Source organism: Microcoleus sp. N9_A1 (assembly GCF_036701795.1).
Lineage (GTDB): Bacteria > Cyanobacteriota > Cyanobacteriia > Cyanobacteriales > Microcoleaceae > Microcoleus.
This window is the reverse complement of the sequence record NZ_JAUBRI010000001.1, coordinates 25,648-46,524: the sequence shown is the minus strand read 5'-3', so window position 1 is coordinate 46,524 and position 20,877 is coordinate 25,648. Positions and strand designations below refer to the sequence as shown.

Genomic DNA, 20,877 nt, shown 5'->3' with positions numbered 1-20,877 from the left:
ATCTAATTATTTGATTTCGGCTAGTGAAATATTTACATAATTATATACTTTTTTCATTTTTATGAAACAGCTATTTTTTCAGGAAATGTCAAAACTGTCGAGGTTGGGTGCTGGGAACGAAGCTTTTCCCAAGTATGAGCAATGGTGAGCCTCACGGCTAGCAACGCTTACGTTGCTCCCTGTGACGGAATACAGAGGTTAGCCTACCTATTGATTCAGAAACATTTAAATTGTTAATGATCACTATTAAATTTTCTTTTAGATTACTTAAGCAGTGAGCCAGGGGTTTTTAACCGCTGGCTCACTGATGGACTAGCAGACTTTTAAGGCAGAGAAAATCTCAATTTTTCCGCTGGAAATCCACAATTAAGCACCGCCCAGCACCCAATGCACCAAAGTCCGAACTCCAAAACCGGTAGCCCCAGGGCCATTGTAGCCATTTTCTTTGTCACTCCAAACCGTGCCGGCAATATCTAAATGCGCCCAAGCAGTATCCTTGACAAACTGCTTCAAAAATAGCGCCGCCGTAATCGAACCGCCGGGACGTGGGCCAGTATTTTTCATATCGGCGTGCAATGCTTTCAAGCCCTCAAAATATTTTTCTTCCATCGGCATCCGCCAAAATTTTTCGCCGGCCAATTCTGAGGCTGCGACTATTTCGGCGGCGACGCTATCTTGAGGACTCCACAAACCCGCGATGTCGTCGCCTAAAGCAATTACGCAGGCCCCGGTTAGAGTTGCTAAATCGACAATCGCGTCAACTCCCAATTTATCAGCAAATACCAAAGCATCAGCCAGGGTTAAACGCCCTTCAGCGTCAGTATTGTTGACTTCAATTGTTTTGCCGTTGGAAGCTGTAAGGATGTCTCCAGGGCGCATGGCGCGGCCGCTAATCATGTTTTCAGTGACGGCGCTGATAAAGTGAACTTCCACATCGGGTTTGATGTGCCCGATCGCCTTTGCCGCTCCCAAAGTAGCCGCAGCGCCGCCCATATCTACTTTCATCATTTCAATGCCACTGCCCGCACCTTTGATGTTCAAACCGCCAGAATCAAAGGTCAATCCTTTGCCCACGATTGCTATTTTGCGGCGCGGTGTGCCTTCGGGTTTGTAAGTTAAGTGGATAAATTTCGGTGGTAAATCAGATGCTAGGGCTACGCCGAGAAAGGCTCCCATCCCTAGTTTTTCACAGTCTTCCCGCTCCAATATTTCTAATTCTAAACCGCATTCGGCAGCCAGACTTTGAGCAGTTTCTGCCATGGTAATCGGGGTGACAAAATTTGCCGGCGCTGCGACTAATTCCCGTGCTAAAATGACTCCGGCAGTGATTTGGCGGGCGCGGGCGATCGCACTTTCGGTACCGGCAAAACCGAGCAAATGAATTTGTTCGACTTGCGGGCTTTTGTCTTCATGTTCCGATTTGAAACGGTTGTCTTGATTCAAGGAGAGTTCTACACCTTCGGCGATCGCGCTTGCTGTAGAATCCGGCGCGCTTTTCCATACAGGAAAGCTAATTCCGAGGGTTTTGCATTTCTCTTTTTTGGCTAACTTGGCGCAAACGCCTGCTGCTTGCCGCACGGTGTCTAATTTTAAGTCCTCTGTTTTGCCCAAACCGACGATCGCAATTTTGCGAATGGGATTATTGCCGCCGACACGGGCGATCGCGCTCGTGCCCGCTTTGCCCTTAAAATCTACTTCCAGTAACAGCTCTTTCAATGTGCCTGCAAGCTTTTCATCTAATTGTGCCAAGTCGCCGGTGAGTTCCAGGGCGTCCTCAAACAGACCAATTGCCAGGGCGTCTCCCGTCCAAACAGAGCGGGGCGTATCGGTGACTAGAAATTCCATGTTTTGATTTAGAGTTGAGATTTTAGACTTTAGATTGTACTTTTTGACACCCCCCCGGCCCAAGCGCGAGGGATTCTAGCGGTTATCTAAGACGAGGCTGAAGCCGTCGTCAAAGACGCATCACCAGTTAAGGGACTGTCATTGACCCCATCCTCTGAATCAACGATTTCCATTGCAGACACCGCTTTCTGAAGATTCAAAGGACACGCAAATCCTACCCACTGCCCAATATTTTGCGAAGCGTTCCAGTCCGCGTTACAGCGATACCCATCAAATCCTTTGAATTGGTGCTTGACTCGTTTGCCGATAACACCATTTCGATGATCCGATTTACTGGTATAGGGTGCCGGCACCGACTCAACGGGAACACCTGCACGAATCGCTTTATAGCGGGTGAAGATTTCAAGCTGATAGAACGCCCAAGCATCTCGGTTCTGAGCTGCATCCGATTTGGTTTTCTTGCGTTGCTTTGAGGTACTTCTGATTTCAGAAAGATCCTCAAACCGCAATCCCATTCCGAAGTATGAAGCAAACTGAACCAACTGCCTAGAAATCTCGTGATTGATCTGCGTCATGATGCGACGCTCACGCGATTCTAGCTGCTTAACCTTTTTCAGCTTTTTCGCTTCTTGGAGAACCTTACGGGTTTTCTGAAACCGTCGTCGGGCGGCTTTAACTTTGCGACCATTCCAGAACTTGCCGAAGGAGTTGGGCAGTGCTGCGACTGCAATATTGTTTTGTCCTCGATCGACTCCAATCCAACCTTTAACATCACCTGCATCGGGAACTTCCATCGATACAGAAATGAGTGCATACCAAACACCTTTTTTGGACTTGCATAGCTTCAGACTGCCTAATTTGGCAGAACCTTCGATCGCTTTATCCAAAACTTCGGTATGCGAGGCGGCATGAACATCAAGAGGAATTCTTCCTTTCCGCCCTCGATAGAGACTGAAAGAGACAGTGAATAAATTGCCAGACTTGACAACCTCATAACCTTGGTTGTTCACTTCAAGCCACATTTGCTTAAAGTGCTTCACCTTAGTTTTTGCATGGGTGTTCCGAATGGTTTGATTGATCCACATCGATCCAATCTCAATATGTCTAAACGCGGCACTCGTCAGCTTTTTACGATCCTTGTTGTCAACTGCCAGCAAATCATTTGCAACAGCCGTATTGACGGCGGTGAGCCGCTCAAATTCAAGTGCTTTGCAGGCATTCAACCTGTGAAACGGAAGCTTTAACGTTAGTGTTAGTTGAGCCATATTAAGAACGACCTTAACTTGACCTGTTAATTGTATCCTGCAAATAGTCGTAGGATATGAAGAATGGTTAAAGATCCGACCCATACTGCGGGAAGACAGCCTGTTGTTAGCTTTCCTCCGTCGGCCCCAGCACGGAGGCTCTAAGCATAAGTTTTGGTAGTGAGTGGTTTGTCGTTTTTTCGCAGGTGCGGGCAAATAGATCGATCGCACAAATTCCCCGCTCCGCATCTAAATAAATTCTGCTACTATATCAGCCAAGTCCGCCTGCTTTTCGGATCTCGCACCAATCTCAATAATCTGTTTGAGGGCCGGCCCACTCGTGCCCGCCCCACTGTTAACATTTATTTCTCGTGGAACAGGCATCCTGCCTGTTATGGCGTGGAACAGGCATCCTGCCTGTTATGGCGTGGAACAGGCATCCTGCCTGTTATGGCGTGGAACAGGCATCTTGCCTGTTATGGCGTGGAACAGGCATCCTGCCTGTTATGGCTCTTGACAAACGATCGATTATCTATTCTTATTCTCTTAAATTTTCCCATGCTAAAACGACGCCGGGCCCGATTTTCTGTTTTAATCAGCGTTTCAGTTTGCGTTATTGCGATCGGCTCTTTGGTTGCTGCGATGAAATGGATGGGTTTGGGCTCATTCCAGAAGGCCGAGCAGCCCCTAGAGGCAGCGAATTCCGAATCGCAAGTCAAGATGCTGGTGTCGCTGTCACCGAGCGAGCGATCGGCGAAATTAGTTCAACTCGCAGCTACTCAGTCTGCAAGTACAAACCCGCAGCAGCAAATCTCCCCTCAAAGCCGCGCCCGCTACCTGCTTGCCAGCGATTTAATCCAGCAAGGAAATGCCGCCAAAGCATTAAACTTATTGGACAAATTAGAGCAAGAATATCCGGTTTTAGCTGCTCACATTGCCTTAAAAAGAGCGGAAGCCTACCAATTGAGCGGCGACAAAGGCAAAGCCCAAAAAGCTTGGGAGGAACTGCTCAAAAACTATCCGAGCGACCCCGTAGCAGCGGAAGCTTTATATGTTTTAGGCAAGTCAAAACCGGAATATTGGCAACAGGCAATTACTGAATTTCCCGCTCATCCCCGCAGCGTAGAAATTGCCATGAGCAAGTTAAAAGAAAATCCCAATCAGCCGGATTTGATGCTGCTAGTAGCTAAATACGGTCATTATGTCAAAGACTACGGGACAATTTTGGAACAACTGGTGCAGCGAAACAGCACCGCTTTGAAACCGGAAGATTGGGAAGAAATTGCCTTTGGCTATTGGGAAAAACAAGATTACGGCAAAGGAGCTATTGCTTACGGGAAAGCTCCCCGCAACGCCAAAAATATTTACCGAAAAGCTCGCGGTTTGTGGCTCGAAGGAAAAATCCCGGAATCGAGAATTGCCTATCAAGAATTAGTGCGGGAGTTTCCCGATGCCGAAGATACTGGTTTGGGTTTAATTCGGCTATCGCGCTTGAGCGAACCGAAAGAAGCAATCGTTTTGCTCGATCGAGTTATTAGCAAATTTCCCAATTATGCCCCCGAAGCTTTGTTAGATAAATCCCAACTTCTCGACAAAGCACGCAGTGGTCAATCCGCCTCAGATACCCGCAAGTTGCTCTTGACAAAATACAATAATTCTGATAAAGCAGGCGAATTGCGGTGGACGATCGCCCAGCAGTTTGCCAAAGGCGGAGATTTAAAATCAGCTTGGCAGTGGGCGAGAGAATTAACCACCCACAATCCAGACAGCGAACAAGCTCCAGAAGCAGCATTTTGGGTCGGAAAATGGGCACAGCAACTCGGCCGCGAACAAGACGCCAAGACCGCATTTGACTACACTATTTTACGCTATCCAGAATCATATTTTGCGTGGCGATCTGCTGTATTTCTCGGCTGGCCCGTAGGCGACTTTACCACAGTCCGAGACTTGTCTCCCAATGTAGTGCGACCCCCTCAGCGCCCCGAACCAACCGCCGGTTCTCCTGCATTGAAAGAACTCTATCAATTAGGTCAAGATAGAGATGCTTGGACGCTATGGCAAGTAGAATTTATCGACCGCGTAGAACCAAGTATTGCCGAACAGTTTACCGACGGTTTAATGCGAGTTGCAGTCGGAGACAATTTAGACGGTTTGTGGATGGTTGGTAGTTTGCGGCAGCGCGATAAACCAGATGATAGAACCCAATACCTAGAACTCAGACAGCAACCGATTTATTGGCAAGCACTTTATCCTTTTCCTTACTTAGAAACTATTGTCAAATGGTCGCAAGAACGCAAAATAAATCCAGTATTAGTAACAGCATTAATCCGGCAAGAATCGCGGTTTATGCCCGCAATCAAATCATCAGTTGGCGCCACTGGTTTAATGCAAGTAATGCCGGAAACAGCAGCTTGGGTTGCTGCACAAATCAGCCTTAAAAAGTATTCATTGGAGAATGTGGACGACAACGTTAAACTCGGTACGTGGTATTTGGATCACACTCACGACGAGTACAAGAATAACTCGATGTTAGCTGTGGCGAGTTACAATGCCGGGCCGAATGCAGTAGCAGATTGGTTGAAGAGGTTTAGTTTTAGTGATCCGGATGCTTTTGCGGAAAAGATTCCGTTTCCTGAAACGAAAGGATACGTAAAATCGGTGTTTGAGAATTACTGGAATTATCTGCGGATTTACAATCCTGAAGTTAATCAGTTAATGACTGAGCATTATGCGGCTTCTCAGAAAAAAGCCAAGCCTTAGTTAAGTTGTAGGGTGCGTCAGCAGTGCGTTATTCGATGGATAACTGATGGTTCAAAGCTGACGCACCCTACTAACTAATCGAGTTCATCGGGATCGATATTTAACTCGCGGAGTTTTGCTGCTAGTTTTTGAGCTCGCTGTTCAGATTCGGCCGCTCGCTGTTCAGCTTCAGCCACTCGCTGTTCAGCTTCAGCCGTTTGTTGTTCAGATTCAGCCGTTTGTTGTTCAGCTTCCTCTTGCGGAGTCAGAATTAACTCCCCTTCGAGTGTAAACCAGCGCAACCAAGTGCGATCGATCTTTTCATAACTTCCCTGCCACAAACCCAAACTCAATCCTAACTGAGGAATTGGCAAACCTCCGCCGATAAGTTCTGCCTGTTCGTAAACACCAGCCACCAAGCGAAATCCTAGAATTTCATTTGTTGTGCCACTAAAAACAACGTAGTAAGGAACGCGCAGAATCTGCTCATAAACATACCATTTTGTCGGTGGTCTTCCGGTTTGGCTAACTGTGCGACCTAAATCTTCATCTGCCGTACTGGGAGATAGCAATTCAACTGTAACAAACGGGCTAACTTGTTCTTGCCACATCACGTAACTGAGACGTAGATTTTCGCCTTCGTAGAGTCTCGGTACGCCCAAAACAGCAAACCAATCAGGACGTTTGTACCAATTGGAATGTCGCAAATCGTAATAAAGGTTGAGGTCAATACCAACAAAAACCTCATCTAAATCAACATTAACAGGCCTAAAGGTGTGCCGCAATAAAGGCGACTGGTAGCAATGATATTCGTCAGGCAAACCAGCTTCCTCCGGGTCTTCGCTTGGTAAATCATACATTGTCGGCAGAGTTTGCCGGGGCGAAAGTGGCGGGTCAGTCTGAGGGAGAAAACGAGTCTTTTCAATCATATTTGCACTCATAATTTGAGGACTCTATGGCATGGGGCGTTGCTTCTAGCCCGGAACAGGCCGGAAAGCCTGTTCCACAAAATGAGATTATCAAATAAATTAGCGGCATCCCAAGGAATCGCGAGTAGAAATTCCTGTTTGGGAATTAATACCGCTGGCTTTTGTGCACAATTCTTTAACTTGTGCGCCGTCCATAATTGCGTCCGTAAAGTCAGCGCCGGTGATATCAGCTTCCTCAAAAGTAGAACGTAGCAAAATTGTTTCCACTAAAATTGCATCGCTTAAATCGGCCTTAGTAAATTTAACTTGATCTATCATTGCATTAGTTAAATTGGCTCCGTGCAAATTCGCCTCAGTCATCACCGAAGCGCTCATAATTGCTCCGCGCAAATCGGCATTAGAAAAATTAGTTAAGTCCATATTAGCGTTAGAAAATTCAGCGGTTCGCAGCATTTGACCCGAAAAATCGCGTCTTGTCAGTTCGGCGTTGCTAAAGGAGAGGGGAGGAGGGTAATATTTAGATTGAGCCTGGGCTGACCGCGGCAGGATGAAGATAGTTAGCGCCAAGAGGAATGCTGCTAGTTGCCGGAGTTTCATAAGTCTGATATTCTTGCAAGGTGGGTATTTCGTAGTGTATCCCGAACTTTGGTCGATCGACTAAACAGTTACACTCTTAATTAATAGTGATGGAGATGAAAAAAAACATATGCTAAGTTTTTTCTTAACTTGGATAGTAGCAGCGGTATCGCTAGTCATTACCGCTAACATTGTACCAGGTATCGCAGTGGTTAGCTTTCCGGCGGCGATGGTGGCTGCTGTGGTTATCGGATTGGTGAACGCGGTTGTCCGGCCGATCCTTACACTGCTGACTCTGCCTTTGACTATTATTACTTTAGGTTTGTTTTTGTTTGTTGTGAATGCAATCTCGCTTTCTCTAGCTTCCTGGTTGGCGGGTGTGTTCAGTATCGGCTTTGCGGTTAACGGTTTTTGGCCGGCTTTGTTTGGTTCGATTGTTTTGTCATTCGTTTCTGGGTTGATCGGTCGATTTGTGAATGCCGATACTTTGGCTCAGTAATACATTATCCCAGATAGTCGATCGCACAAACTGCAACCGCCACTGTTACCGCAGAACCGACTTTAACCCCTCCTTGTAAAAGGGGGGGATTTTTGCTGCGAAATATTTGTTTAGGGACTAAAAGCCTTTTCTGGGCGGGCAGGATGCCCACCCCACAAGCAGATTCACTCTTTGTGGAACAGGCATCTTGCCTGTTCTTGAGAATTGTGGAAGATATCAGTTCGATCGCACAAAGTGCAGCAGCTTCTGCTACGCTGGGCGTCCCGACTTCTTTGAGTGCAATATTTGAAGGATTGGGGACTTCTACGGAACTTAAAATGTCAGCAGCAAAGGTTTTTAACGGCCAGTTTCGCGCTTGACAAAGTTCCAGCAAGCCGAGTTCACCTGCTTTAGTGTCTATTGTAGCAATCCCTGCGATCGCACTTTCCGCTAAATGATAACCGCGACAGACATTTTGAATCGCAGTTTCGATTAATTCTCGCGCTGTTCCCCGTTCGCAACCTATCCCTACCCACAACACTCTCGGATGCCACTGAACCTTTGGCAAAACAGATTCCGGCGAAAATCTTCTCTGGGTGAAACTAATCCAAATTCTAGCTTTGATAGTTGAGAGATTTTCCCCCTCCCAATACAAAGAATGTTTTTCTGGCAGACTGTTTTGCCACAAAGTAGAACCAACTTCTTGAATTACTTCTACAGTTTCTCCTCTAGCAAGAGCCGCCGCCACTCCTGTCCAGTCACCTTCGCCGCGCCGCCAGCCGCTGGGAATGTCTAGCATATCTAAAGTAAATTTATCGCTCATTATTCAGTTATCTATTCTGTAGTTTCACGGCGACCGCAATCTTAAAAAAAAATAACACTCTGTTTAGTGAAAATTTTGGTATAATTGTAGCGCAAACTACAAAAAACCCAACATTTAAGATGGTAGAACTAAATCAGTTACTGTTAGAGCTTGAAAGCAACCTCAAATGGGAAGGACTTATAGAAGAATGGACAGAACGCCGGGAAAGTTGGGTTAGCGATGCGGCAGCATCAGTTAACCTGACATATCTAGCAGAATTGCTAGTTGAATTGGAATCTAACTTGCAGTGGGAATCGGTGGATATTCAGTGGCAAGAGCGCCGGGAAAGTTGGGTAGAAGAATGTCTGGGAGCATCGATTGTTCAAGAAGTATCAAGTTTATTGCTGGAACTTGAAACCAATATAAATTCGGAAGCTATGGCTGATGAATGGCAGCAGAATCGCGATAATTGGGTACAGCAAATGCACAATTTTAACGAGTAGTTTCGACGAGTCAGAGCCTGTAGATATTGCGTTTTCAGGCTCTAAAATTTCCTAATGACTAATGATGCATCTTTCTGCCAAACCGCATTCAGAAAAATATCAGCGAGTCCTTCAGCCATTATAGCAATCCTAAATGAATCGTAAAAAGATGTAGGGGTAGTGCCCCCGTGCCTACCCTGCCCCCGTGCCTACCCTGCCCCCGTGCCTACCCTGCCCCCGTGCCTACCCTGCCCCCGTGCCTACCCTGCCTCATGGGGCAACCACGGTGGGTTTGCCCCTACAAGAATTACACAAATGATTTAGGATTGCTATACCTGCATTTGCTGCCAAGAAACATTCGGCTCCATAATCGTATTTTGACTGAATGGCGCGACTGCAAACATTCCCAAAAATACCTCAGCGACAATCTTCGGATTCATCTTTGGATAAACTTGTTTTTCCATCACCGTTTCCAAATAAAGCCTCAGCCACATAGCTCATTATAAAAAAACAACAGTCTAAATCAATAAAATTTGTACAAATATAGCACAAACTGCAAACAAGACAAAATTTAATATGGTAGAACTAAACCAATTACTGTTAGAGTTTCAAGCCCACCTAAACTGGGACGCAGTGACGGAAGAATGGAAAGAACGTCGCAACTGTTGGATGAGCGAGGTGTCAGCCACAATGAACGAAAAACACCTAGCCCAATTGCTAGTTGAATTAGAATCAAATTTTCAGCGAGAAGCGGTACAAAGTCTCTGGAAAATGATCCGGGAAAGTTGGATAAAAGAAGGTCATATAGCATCGACGCTTGAAGAAGTATCAAGTCTATTGCTGGAACTTGAAAGCAATACAACTTGGGAAGTAATGACGGATGAATGGCAGGAAAATCGAGAGAATTGGGTACAGCAAATGTATAAATTTATAGAGTAATAATTCACTTAGTCAAAATCAAGTTTCATGGTGAATGATGTCCCTCCTGTGCGGTTGATTGTCTCGCTTCCCTCAATTACTTTAAATCCCGATCGCTCGTACAAACTCAGGGCTCGATTCGAGCTTCTGACACTCAGGGATAGCGATCGATAAGAGACTTGTGCTGCTGACAACAAACGAGCCAGCAACTGCGTTCCTACACCCTGATTTCTATATTCTGGAAGAACGGCGATCGCCAATTCCGGGGTAGTATCGTCAACCCAGCCAAACCCCTTGTCATCCTCTGTAAACAAACGCACCCAGGCGGCTCCTACAGGCTGGCTGTCGTTCAATTCGATCGCTGCGAAGCCCAGATCGTTTGCGCGTCCCCAGTTTTTGACATATTTCGCAATTAAAGGATGATTGACAACCGCTTGCACCGTTGATTCGCCTTCTGCTGCCACGTGCGCCGCTTCATACAGCATTTGCCAGAGAAAAGGCTCGTCTTCCTGCGTTAGCGGGCGAATAGAATAGTGCAAAATTTGGCCCATAACAACTTTTCCCTGTGACCCTAATTATTCATCCTTGACTAAAACCCCATTCAGAAAAATATCTGCGAGTCCTTCGGCCATTTCCTGCATTTCCTGCGGAGAAGCATTGGGTTCCATAATCGTATTTTGACTGAAACCTGCGACTGCAAACATTCCCAAAAATACCTGAGCGACAATCTTCGGATTCATCTTCCGATAAACTCCTTTTTCCATCGCCGTTTCAAAGAAAGCCTCAGCCACATCGCTCATTTTTCCGATGACTTCCAACTGAATTCGATCGCGCAAATCCGGGTGAAATTGCGCCTCCAAAAAACACACCCGCATCATGTCGCTATTCTCGCGGATATTCAGCATCCGACGCCGCATCACCTGAGCCACTGCTTTGTAACTGCCCATCTCGCTCAATTCTGTCAGCAAATCCGTCAGCAACTCCACCCATCCTTCCGTCGCCACCTCAATCAAAATAGCTTTTTTATTATCAAAATGCCGAAATAGCGTACCCTCGGCCACCCCCGCCGCCGCTGCTAAATCGCGAGTTGTCGTGCCATCGTATCCGCTGCGGGCAAACAACCGCTGAGCTGCTTGTAAAATCCGCTTCTTAGTTTCTGTTTCAGAAGGAGGAGACTGATTAAAAATTCGCATGGCTTTGCAATCGGTAATTGGCGACTTGGAACTACGGGTTCGGGACTGAAGGGCGAAATAATGTTAAGTTTTAAGTTGTGCGTGACTTTAATCTTAAACTGGAAGTAGCGCAACAGATCGCTTATGCCCCAAACATCTTTATGCTTAAAAAGCATCTCTTGTTATTCGGCATAAACTTCTTGCCCTTTGACAATCCAAAATCTAAAATCTAAAATCTAAAATCCAATGACCCTTTTGGAGATTTGCTGTATCAGCCTAACATCTGCGGCACAATAGATCGCTTATGCCTCCAAAAATCTTTATCCTTAAAAAAGAATCCCTGGCCACCGAGCACAAACATTTTTTTGTTTGACACTCCACAATCCAAAATCTAAAATCTAAAATCGAATGACCCCGCAGTTCCAAAAACTCCGTAAAGCGAAGCTATCCCGTAGGGAATCGCCCGATCGCCAAACTCGATTCATCGCCTCCCTGCTGGCCGCTGTACTGCTGTGGTGGGGCATTTCTCCCGAAATCGCCCTCGCCCGCCCCAACCCCGCTAGCGGCTCCCAAACAGTCTCTGTTCAACCATCGCTCGATCGAGTAATCAGCCAAGTCAGCGAATTTAAGCTCGACAACGGCATGAAATTCATCGTACTCGAAAGGCCCAGAGCGCCCGTAGCATCGTTTCTGATTCACGCCGATGTCGGCGGCGCAAACGAACCCGACGGTCAAACAGGTGTCGCGCACTATCTCGAACATTTAGCCTTCAAAGGCACGCCAAAAATCGGCACTACCGACTACCAAGCCGAAAAGCCGCTCTTAGAAAAACAAGACCAACTCTTCGAGCAAATGCAAGCAGCCAAGGCCAGCGGCAAAACTCAAGAAGTCGCCACATTAAAAGCAGAATTTGACAAAGTTGAAGCCGAAGCTTCGCAATTTGTCAAGCGCAATGAACTCGGCAAAATAGTGGAACAAGCAGGCGGAGTCGGACTAAATGCCGCTACTTCCACCGACGCCACAATGTATTTTTACAGCCTCCCAGCTAACAAGTTAGAAATGTGGATGTCGCTGGAATCCGAGCGATTTCTAGAACCAGTATTTCGGGAATTTTACAAAGAAAAACAGGTAATTTTAGAAGAGCGCAGGCTGCGAACCGAGAATTCTCCGATCGGACAAATGGTTGAAGTTTTTGCCAACAAAGCTTTCTCTGCTCATCCCTACCGCCGTCCCGTAATTGGCTACAGTGAAGACATTAAAAACCTCAGCCGCAGCGACGTGCAGAAGTTTTTCGAGACTCACTACGTCCCCAGCAAGCTGACTGTGGCGGTGGTAGGAGACGTGAAAGCTGCGGAGGTGAAGCGACTCGCTCAAATTTATTTCGGCCGTTACAAGGCGAAACCAGCGCCTCCAGAATTGCAGATTGTCGAACCTCCCCAAACGCAAACTAAGGAAGTGACGCTGAAATTAAACACTCAACCTTGGTATTTGGAAGGATACCACCGGCCGGCGATGAATCATCCCGACAATGCGATTTATGAAATGATTGGTTCTTTGCTCAGCGATGGCCGCACTTCTCGGCTTTACAAATCTTTGGTTGAACAGCAGCAATTGGCGCTGGCTGCTCAAGGTTTCAGCGGTTATCCGGGGGAAAAGTATCCGAATTTGATGTTATTTTACGCTCAAACTGCTCCGGGCCGCACGGTTGATGAGGTGGCGGCAGCTTTGAGCAAGGAAATCGATCGCCTGAAAACTGAGCCGGTTTCTGCTTTGGAATTGGAGCGCGTGAAAACTCAGGCGAGAGCCGATTTGTTGCGATCGCTCAATTCTAATATGGGCATGGCATTTTCGCTGCTGGACTATCAAGTGAAAACTGGTTCGTGGCGAAATTTGTTCAAGGAATTGGATGCGATCGCGGCTGTTACTCCGGCTGACATTCAGCGTGTCTCTCAGGCAACTTTTCGCCCGGAAAATCGCACGATTGGTAAACTTTTGCCACTGTAAGAAGAAGGCACGACACGGATTTTGACACGAATACACGGATGAATTGTCGAGCGTGAGGCATTCATCAGAAAGAAGAAAGAAAAACTCGTTCTCAGGCCTGCCCATTCCTGATAACTTAAGACTAAAACCCATAATAAATGTCGCTTTTAGTCGAGTCTAGATCCCCCTAAATCCCCCTTATTAAGGGGAGTAGGGGTTGACTTTGAGAACACTCTTGTCCCCCCCTTCTTAAGGGGGGTTAGGGGGGATCTAGACTTCGCTACAAACAAGAGAGACGATCGGTTTAACGTTAAGTTGTCACCAATGGGCAGAGCCGGGGAACGCAGATCCAGAGGCTATGCCTCGCTGTAGAATTGTCACAATATAAAACTTAGGAGAAAGAATGAAAAGGACTAAATTGAGACTGAAAAAAGTAAAGTTATTTCTGCTGTCGCTTTGCTTTTTTACTGTTTCACTTGGCACGTTTAATTTGTTACCTTCCTTTGCGGCGGCACCCAAACACTACGACGAATTAACATTCCCGGCGGTGCCAGAAATTAAACTGCCTAAATACACTCGCTTCGAGCTAAAAAATGGCATCCGGGTGTATCTGATGGAAGACCGGGAACTCCCGCTAATTGGGGGAACGGCGCTATTTCGCACGGGCGAGCGTTTTGAACCTGCCGATAAAATTGGACTGGGAGGTTTGACGGGAGAAGTGATGCGAACTGGCGGTACTAGCCGGCATACGGCTGATGAACTAAATCAATTGCTAGAACAGCGAGCAGCTTCGGTAGAAACGGGGATTGATGTTGCTTCTGGTACGGCTAATTTTAGTGCTTTAGCTGAAGATGTGGAACCAGTGTTTGACTTATTTGCGGAAGTGATTCGGGAGCCAATCTTTGAAGCAGAAAAGTTGGATTTAGCGAAGAACCAAACTCAAGGTGCGATCGCCCGCCGCAATGACGATCCTGACGGTATTACCGGCCGCGAGTTTCAAAAATTAATTTACGGCGATCGCAGTCCTTACGCGCGCACCGTAGAATACAAAACCCTCGCGAATATTTCCCGCGACGATTTGGTGAGTTTCTACCAGAAATATTTCCATCCCAAGAATATGATTTTGGGTATTTCTGGCGATTTTGATACAGCTAAAATGCGATCGCTCGTCGAGGAAAAATTCGGCAACTGGCAACCGAGTCAGAGTGCAGAAGTGCCTGCGCTACCAACGGTATCGCCAGCAAAAGGCGGTGGCGTATTTTTGGTAAATCAGTCGCAATTAAGTCAAAGTTACGTGCAGATGGGACATTTGGGCGGAATGCTCAGCAGTCCAGATTACGGTGCTTTGGACGTAATGAACGGGGTTCTGAACGGTTTCGGTGGCCGTTTGTTCAATAACGTGCGATCGCGCCAAGGCTTAGCTTATTCAGTATACGCGGCTTGGAGTCCGAGATATGACTATCCGGGGGTGTTTGTCGCTGGAGGCCAAACGCGATCGGACGCGACAGTACCGTTTATCCAGGCAATTCGGGCAGAGATCGATCGTATCCGCACCGAACCAATTACCCCGGAAGAATTAGCTTTTGCTAAAGATTCCACCCTAAATTCTTTCATCTTCAAATTTGAAAATCCGAGTCAAACTTTGTCGCGATTAATGCGCTACGAATACTACGGTTATCCCGAAGATTTCATTTTTAGCTACCGTCGCAGTATCGAAGCAGCAACAATTGCTGACGTGCAGCGCGTAGCCAAGACTTACTTGAAACCGGAGAATCTGGTGACATTAGTAGTGGGAAATAGTGCGGCAATTCAACCGCCGCTATCGAGTTTGGGAACTGCGGTCAAAGTGCAATCTGTTGATATCACAATTCCCTCGGCGACTTAAATTTATTTGTGATTATGAGTCACCGATCCGGGTAGGGACACGGCGTTGCCGTGTACCTACGTTTTGCCGCACAATCGTCAACTAAAAATCAATAGTCAAAGGAGCTCTCGGAAACGGAATCACATCGCGAATATTCCCCATTCCCGTCATAAACTGCACCAACCGTTCAAATCCCAAACCAAAGCCAGCGTGAGGCACAGTACCGTAGCGGCGCAAATCCAAATACCACCACAACTCCTCCTTATTCATGCCCTGCGCTTCCATGCGCCGCTCCAACACATCCAGCCGTTCTTCCCGCTGGGAACCGCCGATAATTTCCCCAATATTCGGAGCCAAAACATCCATTGCTCGCACGGTTTTCTCGTCTTCGTTTAAACGCATATAAAATGCTTTAATCCCGACTGGATAATCGCTAACAATTGTCGGCTTCTTAAACAAATCTTCAGCCAAATAGCGCTCGTGTTCCGACTGTAAATCTAAGCCCCAACTTACCGGGAAATCAAACTTTTTGTCGGCTTTTTCCAAAAGTGCGATCGCCTCCGTGTAAGTAATCCGCTCAAACTGATTGTTAATAATATTTTCAGCCGTAGCCAAAACCGTCTTATCAATCCGCTCATTGAAAAACTCCATATCCTCCGGGCAGTGATCCAAAACGTACTTAAAGATGTACTTTAAAAACGCCTCAGCCAAATCCATATCACCCTGCAAATCGCAGAAAGCCATCTCCGGTTCAATCATCCAAAACTCAGCCAAATGTCGCGAAGTATTGGAATTTTCCGCTCGAAAAGTCGGGCCAAAAGTGTAAACATTGCCAAAAGCCATTGCCATAACTTCCGCTTCCAACTGGCCGCTAACTGTTAAATAAGCGCGCTTTCCAAAAAAGTCTTTCGCATAATCAACCTCTTGCGAATCTGTGCGCGGCACGTTCTTTAAATCAAAGTTGGTAACGGCGAACATTTCCCCCGCACCTTCGCAGTCACTAGCAGCAAGAATCGGAGTGTGAACCCACAAAAAGCCGCGTTCTTGAAAAAATTGGTGTACCGCCGCCGAACAAGCATTGCGGACTCGAAACACAGCGCCGTGCGTGTTTGTGCGCGGCCGCAAATGGGCGATTGTCCGCAAAAATTCCAATGAATGGCGCTTTTTTTGCAGCGGATAAGTTTGCGGGTCTGCTTCGCCGTAAACTTGTACTTGTGAAGCTTTTAATTCAATTCGCTGTCCTTTCGCCGGTGACGCTACCAGCACGCCAGACACTTCTAAAGATGCACCTGTATTTAGTTGTTTGAGTACATTTTCAAAGTCTGGCAAATCCGCATTGATGACTACTTGCAAATTAGCCATCGCCGAACCGTCGTTGACTTCCACAAAGGCAAATTCTTTTAATTCGCGTTTGGTACGCACCCAACCTTGAATAGTTACAGTGTCGTCGGGTTCGCCACCGCGCAAAATTGCTGCAATTCGTTGATTTGTCATATCCACTCCCGTTTATTTAATATTATTTTGCACCATATTTCTCTCTTTTCTCTTCCTCTGCGCCCTCTGCGCCCTCTGCGGTAAAAAAATCCAAAACTATCCCGCATAGGATTTCAAAATCCAACCCAGCAAAATGCCCAGTCCCCCAAAGCGAACTGCTTGCCAAAAAGGTTGTTTTATGCTTCCCCAAGAAAACAGACTGCTTTCTAAATTTAACTCGATCGTTTCCAATTCTTGCTCAATTTCCCGCAATTCTTTTTTGAGTTCCGGCAATGGATTTCGGCGTCCCGACTGGCGGATTTCTTCGCGCCGATGGCCTAGTTCGACTTGGCGCTGTCGATCGACCTGAATTTGAGTGTAACGCTCTTTAACTGCCGCGAGCGATCGCTCCACTGCTGCGATCGCTTGAACAAACTCACTTTCTTGCTCTTGGGGATTTAACTCTGACGGCTGTTGAGGCATTTCGATCCGTAAACCTGACAATAATAATAAAAAAAACCGATTTCCAATTAAGTTGTTATTATATGCAGTATATTTTTTAAATTCAGAAACGGCAGCCAAATCCCTATAATTGCCAATTATGCTTGAAACTACACAAACAACCCAAACTGTCAACCTCAACGAGCTGAGCACGGTAGAACTAGCCCAAGCTCTAGCCGCGCGCCTCGCCATCCACGAAAAAGATTGGCACCGCCTGAAAGCCAACCGTTCCGCGCGGGCCTGCGAGCAAGCTGCGGCCGCTTTGGTCTTTTTGCTCAAAAAACAGCCCGAAGAAGCTCTCCCGCGCTTAAACCAAGCAGCAGGATGGCTGGATCGATCGATATCTGCTCCTCCCTGTCCCACCCACGGCAAATAATTTTGAGTTTTGAGTCTTGAGTTTTGACTTTTGAATTGATTAGTCGCTCAAAACTTAGACAATCGCGCCGCTCGATCGAGCAGCGCGATTGTGAGTTCAAAAGATTTATACTTTTTTGACTCAAAACTCACATTTTGCATTATTATCAGCTATCAATAGCCACATCCTCCAAATTCTCACTGCAAACTTCAGCCCGGAAACCAAAAAAATTCCAGGACTAGCTGAGGTGAAAACTGCTGCCAACTGGCGGTGCTAGCGCAAGCGAGGCAGTCGGTAGCGACTGGGAAGTTCTTTGCACAGCCGTAACTCTGTACCTTGAGAATTCCACTCTACCCGATCGAATATTTGGTAAAGAATAAACAACCCCCTACCACATTCCTGTTCCACATGGGGGAGTGCCGATTCATCTGCAACATCCTCTGCTAGGAGAGTGTCGAAATTATCGGTATCAAGATCGCAACCGCAAGGAGCCTTAAAGCCAGCACCTTCATCCGATATCACCCACCAATATTGGTTTTGGACGATCGAAAAACGGACTCCAACAGTTTTACCGGGGTCTAACTTGTTACCATGCTTAGCAGCATTTACCAAAGCTTCTTGAAGCCCCAACCGCAATTCCGCTTGCCAGTGATCCGGAAGCTCTGCTAGGAGCAGATCCAAAATAGGACAAAGGTATAGAGTAGAAGCGAAGCTAATCGTAATCCAATTGCGTCCGACGGGACGAGGTGAAATAGCAATCACTCAGAAAACTCCCTAACTTTCAGGTGGATAAAGTTCACACCCTGCATAGTTGGCTCCCTAGTATTCAAAATGCTAATTAATTGAGCGGCGCAGCTCTACTTCTATCTTAGAGTATCAAAGCAATTAAGAACAGCAAACAACGTCACAAAATATTCTGCGATTCTGAGAAACTTCTGCAGAGAACCATCAGTAATTTTACTTATAACTTCTTCCAGCCCCGAAATTTTTGATTTCAGCTTTTGCCAACTCGCAACCAAACGGTTAGCTGCATCCCCCAAGCCGTCAACACCTCTTGAACAAACGATCCCCACCTGGAAAAGCCCGCAAATAACTATAAAAAAGTCGATCCCTTGACCCTCGCCCATCAGGTTCGACCCTCGCAGCCGCTGGGCAAGCTGCATCGCCCAGAACTTGGTCTTGCCACCAAACAGCAAAATCATCATACCTAGGTATGTTGCAGCCAAAACCCGATTTATTTTCCAAAATGCGATCGGGCAAAATATCTCGGATTGCTGCGATCCTCACAAAATCAATATTCGTTACAAAACTTATTAATACTGAGTACGGGCGATCGCCAGAACCCAACTCGCCAAACTTGACGAATCCTTTGCTGGCCTAAGCCCAGCGCGTTTGCAAAATTTTATAAATCTGAGCGTCGCGATACAATAGTTAAAGTAAATAATTATTTCTTTACATCATGCAAACAACCCCAGCCATCACCACAGCCCCCATCGCCGGCACTTACTGGCAGTGGCGGGGGCATTCAGTATACTACGTTCGATCCTCTTCGAGGGCTTCGCTAACGAGCGATCGGCATCCCGAACGCCCTCCCCTGCTGTTAATTCACGGTTTTGGCGCGTCCACAGACCATTGGCGCAAAAATATCAGCGGCCTGAGCAAAGACTTTGAAGTCTGGGCGATCGACCTGATCGGATTCGGGCGATCGGCAAAACCCGAAATGCAGTACAGCGGCGACCTCTGGCGCGACCAACTCCACGACTTTATCACCAACATCATCGGCCGGCCCGCCGTACTAGCCGGCAACTCCCTCGGAGGCTACGCCGCCTTGTGTGTCGCCGCCCAGCGCCCCGAATCAGCCGCCGGACTCATATTAATCAACAGCGCCGGCCCCTTCAGCGAACCGCAGCCCGCACCCGAAGCCCCGCCCTTGCAAAAAGCCATATCTACGGTAGCTAAAACCTTATTTCAGCAAGATTGGGCAAGTTTTCTGCTGTTCCAGTACGTGCGCCAGCGATCGACAATTCGGAAAACCCTAGAAAAAGTTTATCTCGACCAAAGCGCCGTCACAGACCAATTAGTAGAAGAAATTTACCAACCATCCTGCGATCCCGGTGCCCCCAAAGTATTCGCCTCCGTATTCCGAACACCCCAAGGGGAAAAAATCGACGTATTGCTGAGTCAATTAAAATGCCCGTTGCTAATGCTGTGGGGAGAAGGCGATCCGTGGATGAATTCTACAGAAAGAAGCGCCAAGTTTCGCAAACACTATCCGCAGTTGACAGAACACTTTATCAAAGCTGGTCACTGTCCCCACGACGAAGTACCAGAACACATAAACGAACTGATTCGCGCATGGATAATTGACAAGGGCATTGTTGACGGTTGACGGTTGACGGTTGACTGTTGACTGTTGACGGTTGACTGTTGACGGTTGACTGTTGACGGTTGACGGTTGACTAATGACTTAATTTAACTTTCTGGTTAATCTCAACTCAAACATTCTGAGGAGATCGAAACCATGACCAGCAAAAAGACTCGCCGCAATTTTATATTGAGCAGTATAGCTGTTGCCAGCGGCATTGCAGGCGCTAAGGCGATCGAACAGCAGGATCGGGAAATCGCAGCCGCACCCAATAACCAGGCGGCCACCACAGTAAAAATGCCAGAACGACTGTTAGGCAAAACCGGCGTGACAGTGCCGATTTTTGGTTTGGGATGGGCCGGACAAACACCCCTATCGCAGCAGGGAAGAGAAGCAGAAGCGGTGGCGCAAATTGAACGCGCGATCGAATTAGGCATTCGCTATTTTGACACGGCGGCCGAGTACGGGCCCAGCGAAGAAAACTTAGGCAAAGTTTTGCCAAAATATCGATCGCGCCTATTCCTAGCCACAAAAACCGCCGCCAGAGACAGAGATGGCGCGTGGAGAGATTTTGAGCAATCGCTCAAAAGATTGAAAACCGATCGGCTAGACTTGTGGCAACTCCACCACGTCTCATTCCAAACAGAATTAGACCAAATTTTCAGTGCCAAAGGAGCAATAAAGGCGATCGAAGAAGCCAAACAGCAAAAAATAATTCGTTTTTCCGGCATCACCGGACACCACGAACCAGCCATCATTGCCGCAGGCTTGCAGCGCTATCCTTTTGACACAACATTAATCTCCCTCAACGCCGCCGAAAAACACCATCCGCGCTCCTTTGTTACCAGCGCTTTACCAGTTGCCAAAGCCAAAAATATCGGCGTCATAGCCATGAAAATACCAGCTTACGGCAAATTATTTCAGAACGGTGTTTTAGATGGAATGCACCAAGCAATGGGCTACACGCTTTCACTTCCCGGCGTGCACTGCTGCGTCATCGCCGCCGACTCAGTAAAGCAACTGGAAGAAAACTTGAAAGCCGCCCAAGCATTCAAACCTTTGAACAAAACAGAAATGGCAGCAATTGAAAAGCGCACCGCCGCTGCTTGGCAAGAAAATACATTTTTCCGACAATGGACTTAGTTGCCAAT

General features: G+C 47.0%; 22 protein-coding genes. 10 read left to right on the top strand and 12 right to left on the bottom strand.

The window, feature by feature from the left end; all coding sequences use genetic code 11:
* Positions 1-366: 366 nt before the first annotated feature.
* A complete protein-coding gene (locus QUA58_RS00195; protein ID WP_333253265.1) occupies positions 367-1,845 on the bottom strand; it encodes a leucyl aminopeptidase in 1,479 nt (492 codons plus the stop codon).
* Positions 1,846-1,931: 86 nt separating this feature from the next.
* On the bottom strand, positions 1,932-3,110 hold the full coding sequence (locus QUA58_RS00190; RefSeq protein WP_333253267.1) for a transposase: 1,179 nt from the start codon (positions 3,108-3,110) through the stop codon (positions 1,932-1,934).
* A gap of 537 nt (positions 3,111-3,647) precedes the next feature.
* Here QUA58_RS00190 and QUA58_RS00185 point away from each other — a divergent pair.
* On the top strand, positions 3,648-5,849 hold the full coding sequence (locus QUA58_RS00185) for a transglycosylase SLT domain-containing protein (RefSeq protein WP_333253269.1): 2,202 nt from the start codon (positions 3,648-3,650) through the stop codon (positions 5,847-5,849).
* Positions 5,850-5,923: 74 nt separating this feature from the next.
* Here the strand turns inward: QUA58_RS00185 and QUA58_RS00180 are convergent, their stop codons facing one another.
* Both QUA58_RS00180 and QUA58_RS00175 read right to left on the bottom strand, forming a co-directional pair.
* The gene (locus QUA58_RS00180) at positions 5,924-6,757 is read right to left on the bottom strand and encodes a Uma2 family endonuclease (RefSeq protein ID WP_333392590.1); all 834 of its coding nucleotides are present in this window, start codon (positions 6,755-6,757) and stop codon (positions 5,924-5,926) included.
* A gap of 99 nt (positions 6,758-6,856) precedes the next feature.
* Complete coding sequence (locus QUA58_RS00175; protein WP_333392589.1) at positions 6,857-7,354, bottom strand: pentapeptide repeat-containing protein; 498 nt, start codon at positions 7,352-7,354, stop codon at positions 6,857-6,859.
* Positions 7,355-7,463: 109 nt separating this feature from the next.
* Between QUA58_RS00175 and QUA58_RS00170 the strand changes: the two genes are divergently transcribed.
* Positions 7,464-7,832 (top strand): phage holin family protein, encoded by a 369-nt coding sequence (locus tag QUA58_RS00170; protein WP_333253274.1) that lies wholly within the window; start codon positions 7,464-7,466, stop codon positions 7,830-7,832.
* A gap of 4 nt (positions 7,833-7,836) precedes the next feature.
* Here QUA58_RS00170 and QUA58_RS00165 read toward each other — a convergent pair whose 3' ends face one another.
* The gene (locus QUA58_RS00165) at positions 7,837-8,634 is read right to left on the bottom strand and encodes a cobalamin biosynthesis protein (RefSeq protein WP_333392588.1); all 798 of its coding nucleotides are present in this window, start codon (positions 8,632-8,634) and stop codon (positions 7,837-7,839) included.
* A gap of 119 nt (positions 8,635-8,753) precedes the next feature.
* Here QUA58_RS00165 and QUA58_RS00160 point away from each other — a divergent pair, with 119 nt between their 5' ends.
* Positions 8,754-9,116: a hypothetical protein gene (locus QUA58_RS00160; RefSeq protein ID WP_333392587.1), complete on the top strand. Its 363-nt coding sequence runs from the start codon at positions 8,754-8,756 to the stop codon at positions 9,114-9,116.
* Between the two features lie 308 nt (positions 9,117-9,424).
* On the opposite strand, the gene QUA58_RS00155 is transcribed toward QUA58_RS00160, so the two are convergent.
* Positions 9,425-9,559 (bottom strand): hypothetical protein, encoded by a 135-nt coding sequence (locus QUA58_RS00155; protein WP_333392586.1) that lies wholly within the window; start codon positions 9,557-9,559, stop codon positions 9,425-9,427.
* 112 nt (positions 9,560-9,671) lie between these two features.
* On the opposite strand from QUA58_RS00155, the gene QUA58_RS00150 reads away from it, so the two are divergent.
* Complete coding sequence (locus QUA58_RS00150) at positions 9,672-10,034, top strand: hypothetical protein (protein WP_333253281.1); 363 nt, start codon at positions 9,672-9,674, stop codon at positions 10,032-10,034.
* An 8-nt stretch (positions 10,035-10,042) separates the two neighbouring features.
* On the opposite strand, the gene QUA58_RS00145 is transcribed toward QUA58_RS00150, so the two are convergent.
* Entirely contained in the window at positions 10,043-10,564 is a 522-nt protein-coding gene (locus QUA58_RS00145; protein WP_333392585.1) for a GNAT family N-acetyltransferase, read from the bottom strand.
* A 24-nt stretch (positions 10,565-10,588) separates the two neighbouring features.
* Entirely contained in the window at positions 10,589-11,206 is a 618-nt protein-coding gene (locus tag QUA58_RS00140) for a helix-turn-helix domain-containing protein (protein ID WP_333225407.1), read from the bottom strand.
* Between the two features lie 387 nt (positions 11,207-11,593).
* Here QUA58_RS00140 and QUA58_RS00135 point away from each other — a divergent pair, with 387 nt between their 5' ends.
* Together QUA58_RS00135 and QUA58_RS00130 are read left to right on the top strand one after the other, a co-directional pair.
* Positions 11,594-13,189, top strand: coding sequence for a pitrilysin family protein (locus QUA58_RS00135; protein WP_333392584.1), 1,596 nt, complete (start codon positions 11,594-11,596; stop codon positions 13,187-13,189).
* A gap of 382 nt (positions 13,190-13,571) precedes the next feature.
* Positions 13,572-15,053: a pitrilysin family protein gene (locus tag QUA58_RS00130; protein ID WP_333392583.1), complete on the top strand. Its 1,482-nt coding sequence runs from the start codon at positions 13,572-13,574 to the stop codon at positions 15,051-15,053.
* Positions 15,054-15,134: 81 nt separating this feature from the next.
* On the opposite strand, the gene asnS is transcribed toward QUA58_RS00130, so the two are convergent.
* Both asnS and QUA58_RS00120 read right to left on the bottom strand, forming a co-directional pair.
* Positions 15,135-16,526, bottom strand: coding sequence for an asparagine--tRNA ligase (gene asnS / locus QUA58_RS00125; protein ID WP_333253289.1), 1,392 nt, complete (start codon positions 16,524-16,526; stop codon positions 15,135-15,137).
* 96 nt (positions 16,527-16,622) lie between these two features.
* Positions 16,623-16,988, bottom strand: coding sequence for a DUF2203 domain-containing protein (locus QUA58_RS00120; RefSeq protein ID WP_333253291.1), 366 nt, complete (start codon positions 16,986-16,988; stop codon positions 16,623-16,625).
* Between the two features lie 118 nt (positions 16,989-17,106).
* On the opposite strand from QUA58_RS00120, the gene QUA58_RS00115 reads away from it, so the two are divergent.
* Positions 17,107-17,382 (top strand): DUF6439 family protein, encoded by a 276-nt coding sequence (locus QUA58_RS00115; protein ID WP_006631172.1) that lies wholly within the window; start codon positions 17,107-17,109, stop codon positions 17,380-17,382.
* Between the two features lie 252 nt (positions 17,383-17,634).
* On the opposite strand, the gene QUA58_RS00110 is transcribed toward QUA58_RS00115, so the two are convergent.
* Both QUA58_RS00110 and QUA58_RS00105 read right to left on the bottom strand, forming a co-directional pair.
* The gene (locus QUA58_RS00110) at positions 17,635-18,123 is read right to left on the bottom strand and encodes an anti-sigma regulatory factor (protein WP_333253294.1); all 489 of its coding nucleotides are present in this window, start codon (positions 18,121-18,123) and stop codon (positions 17,635-17,637) included.
* Between the two features lie 101 nt (positions 18,124-18,224).
* On the bottom strand, positions 18,225-18,566 hold the full coding sequence (locus tag QUA58_RS00105) for a hypothetical protein (RefSeq protein ID WP_333253296.1): 342 nt from the start codon (positions 18,564-18,566) through the stop codon (positions 18,225-18,227).
* Positions 18,567-18,574: 8 nt separating this feature from the next.
* Between QUA58_RS00105 and QUA58_RS00100 the strand changes: the two genes are divergently transcribed.
* The 3 genes from QUA58_RS00100 (at position 18,575) to QUA58_RS00090 (ending at position 20,869) form a co-directional block, all read left to right on the top strand.
* Positions 18,575-18,742: a hypothetical protein gene (locus QUA58_RS00100; RefSeq protein WP_333253298.1), complete on the top strand. Its 168-nt coding sequence runs from the start codon at positions 18,575-18,577 to the stop codon at positions 18,740-18,742.
* A gap of 78 nt (positions 18,743-18,820) precedes the next feature.
* The gene (locus QUA58_RS00095) at positions 18,821-19,750 is read left to right on the top strand and encodes an alpha/beta fold hydrolase (protein WP_333392582.1); all 930 of its coding nucleotides are present in this window, start codon (positions 18,821-18,823) and stop codon (positions 19,748-19,750) included.
* Positions 19,751-19,882: 132 nt separating this feature from the next.
* Positions 19,883-20,869 carry an aldo/keto reductase gene (locus tag QUA58_RS00090; protein ID WP_333392581.1) on the top strand — a complete coding sequence of 329 codons (987 nt, stop codon included), beginning with the start codon at positions 19,883-19,885 and terminating at the stop codon, positions 20,867-20,869.
* Positions 20,870-20,877: the final 8 nt, after the last annotated feature.

Coding starts and splice junctions, on each gene's coding strand:
- QUA58_RS00195 (WP_333253265.1), bottom strand. CDS start 1,845: ATGGAATTTCTAGTCACCGATACGCCCCGCTCTGTTTGGACGGGAGAC.
- QUA58_RS00190 (WP_333253267.1), bottom strand. CDS start 3,110: ATGGCTCAACTAACACTAACGTTAAAGCTTCCGTTTCACAGGTTGAAT.
- QUA58_RS00185 (WP_333253269.1), top strand. CDS start 3,648: ATGCTAAAACGACGCCGGGCCCGATTTTCTGTTTTAATCAGCGTTTCA.
- QUA58_RS00180 (WP_333392590.1), bottom strand. CDS start 6,757: ATGATTGAAAAGACTCGTTTTCTCCCTCAGACTGACCCGCCACTTTCG.
- QUA58_RS00175 (WP_333392589.1), bottom strand. CDS start 7,354: ATGAAACTCCGGCAACTAGCAGCATTCCTCTTGGCGCTAACTATCTTC.
- QUA58_RS00170 (WP_333253274.1), top strand. CDS start 7,464: ATGCTAAGTTTTTTCTTAACTTGGATAGTAGCAGCGGTATCGCTAGTC.
- QUA58_RS00165 (WP_333392588.1), bottom strand. CDS start 8,634: ATGAGCGATAAATTTACTTTAGATATGCTAGACATTCCCAGCGGCTGG.
- QUA58_RS00160 (WP_333392587.1), top strand. CDS start 8,754: ATGGTAGAACTAAATCAGTTACTGTTAGAGCTTGAAAGCAACCTCAAA.
- QUA58_RS00155 (WP_333392586.1), bottom strand. CDS start 9,559: ATGGAAAAACAAGTTTATCCAAAGATGAATCCGAAGATTGTCGCTGAG.
- QUA58_RS00150 (WP_333253281.1), top strand. CDS start 9,672: ATGGTAGAACTAAACCAATTACTGTTAGAGTTTCAAGCCCACCTAAAC.
- QUA58_RS00145 (WP_333392585.1), bottom strand. CDS start 10,564: ATGGGCCAAATTTTGCACTATTCTATTCGCCCGCTAACGCAGGAAGAC.
- QUA58_RS00140 (WP_333225407.1), bottom strand. CDS start 11,206: ATGCGAATTTTTAATCAGTCTCCTCCTTCTGAAACAGAAACTAAGAAG.
- QUA58_RS00135 (WP_333392584.1), top strand. CDS start 11,594: ATGACCCCGCAGTTCCAAAAACTCCGTAAAGCGAAGCTATCCCGTAGG.
- QUA58_RS00130 (WP_333392583.1), top strand. CDS start 13,572: ATGAAAAGGACTAAATTGAGACTGAAAAAAGTAAAGTTATTTCTGCTG.
- asnS (WP_333253289.1), bottom strand. CDS start 16,526: ATGACAAATCAACGAATTGCAGCAATTTTGCGCGGTGGCGAACCCGAC.
- QUA58_RS00120 (WP_333253291.1), bottom strand. CDS start 16,988: ATGCCTCAACAGCCGTCAGAGTTAAATCCCCAAGAGCAAGAAAGTGAG.
- QUA58_RS00115 (WP_006631172.1), top strand. CDS start 17,107: ATGCTTGAAACTACACAAACAACCCAAACTGTCAACCTCAACGAGCTG.
- QUA58_RS00105 (WP_333253296.1), bottom strand. CDS start 18,566: ATGATGATTTTGCTGTTTGGTGGCAAGACCAAGTTCTGGGCGATGCAG.
- QUA58_RS00100 (WP_333253298.1), top strand. CDS start 18,575: ATGTTGCAGCCAAAACCCGATTTATTTTCCAAAATGCGATCGGGCAAA.
- QUA58_RS00095 (WP_333392582.1), top strand. CDS start 18,821: ATGCAAACAACCCCAGCCATCACCACAGCCCCCATCGCCGGCACTTAC.
- QUA58_RS00090 (WP_333392581.1), top strand. CDS start 19,883: ATGACCAGCAAAAAGACTCGCCGCAATTTTATATTGAGCAGTATAGCT.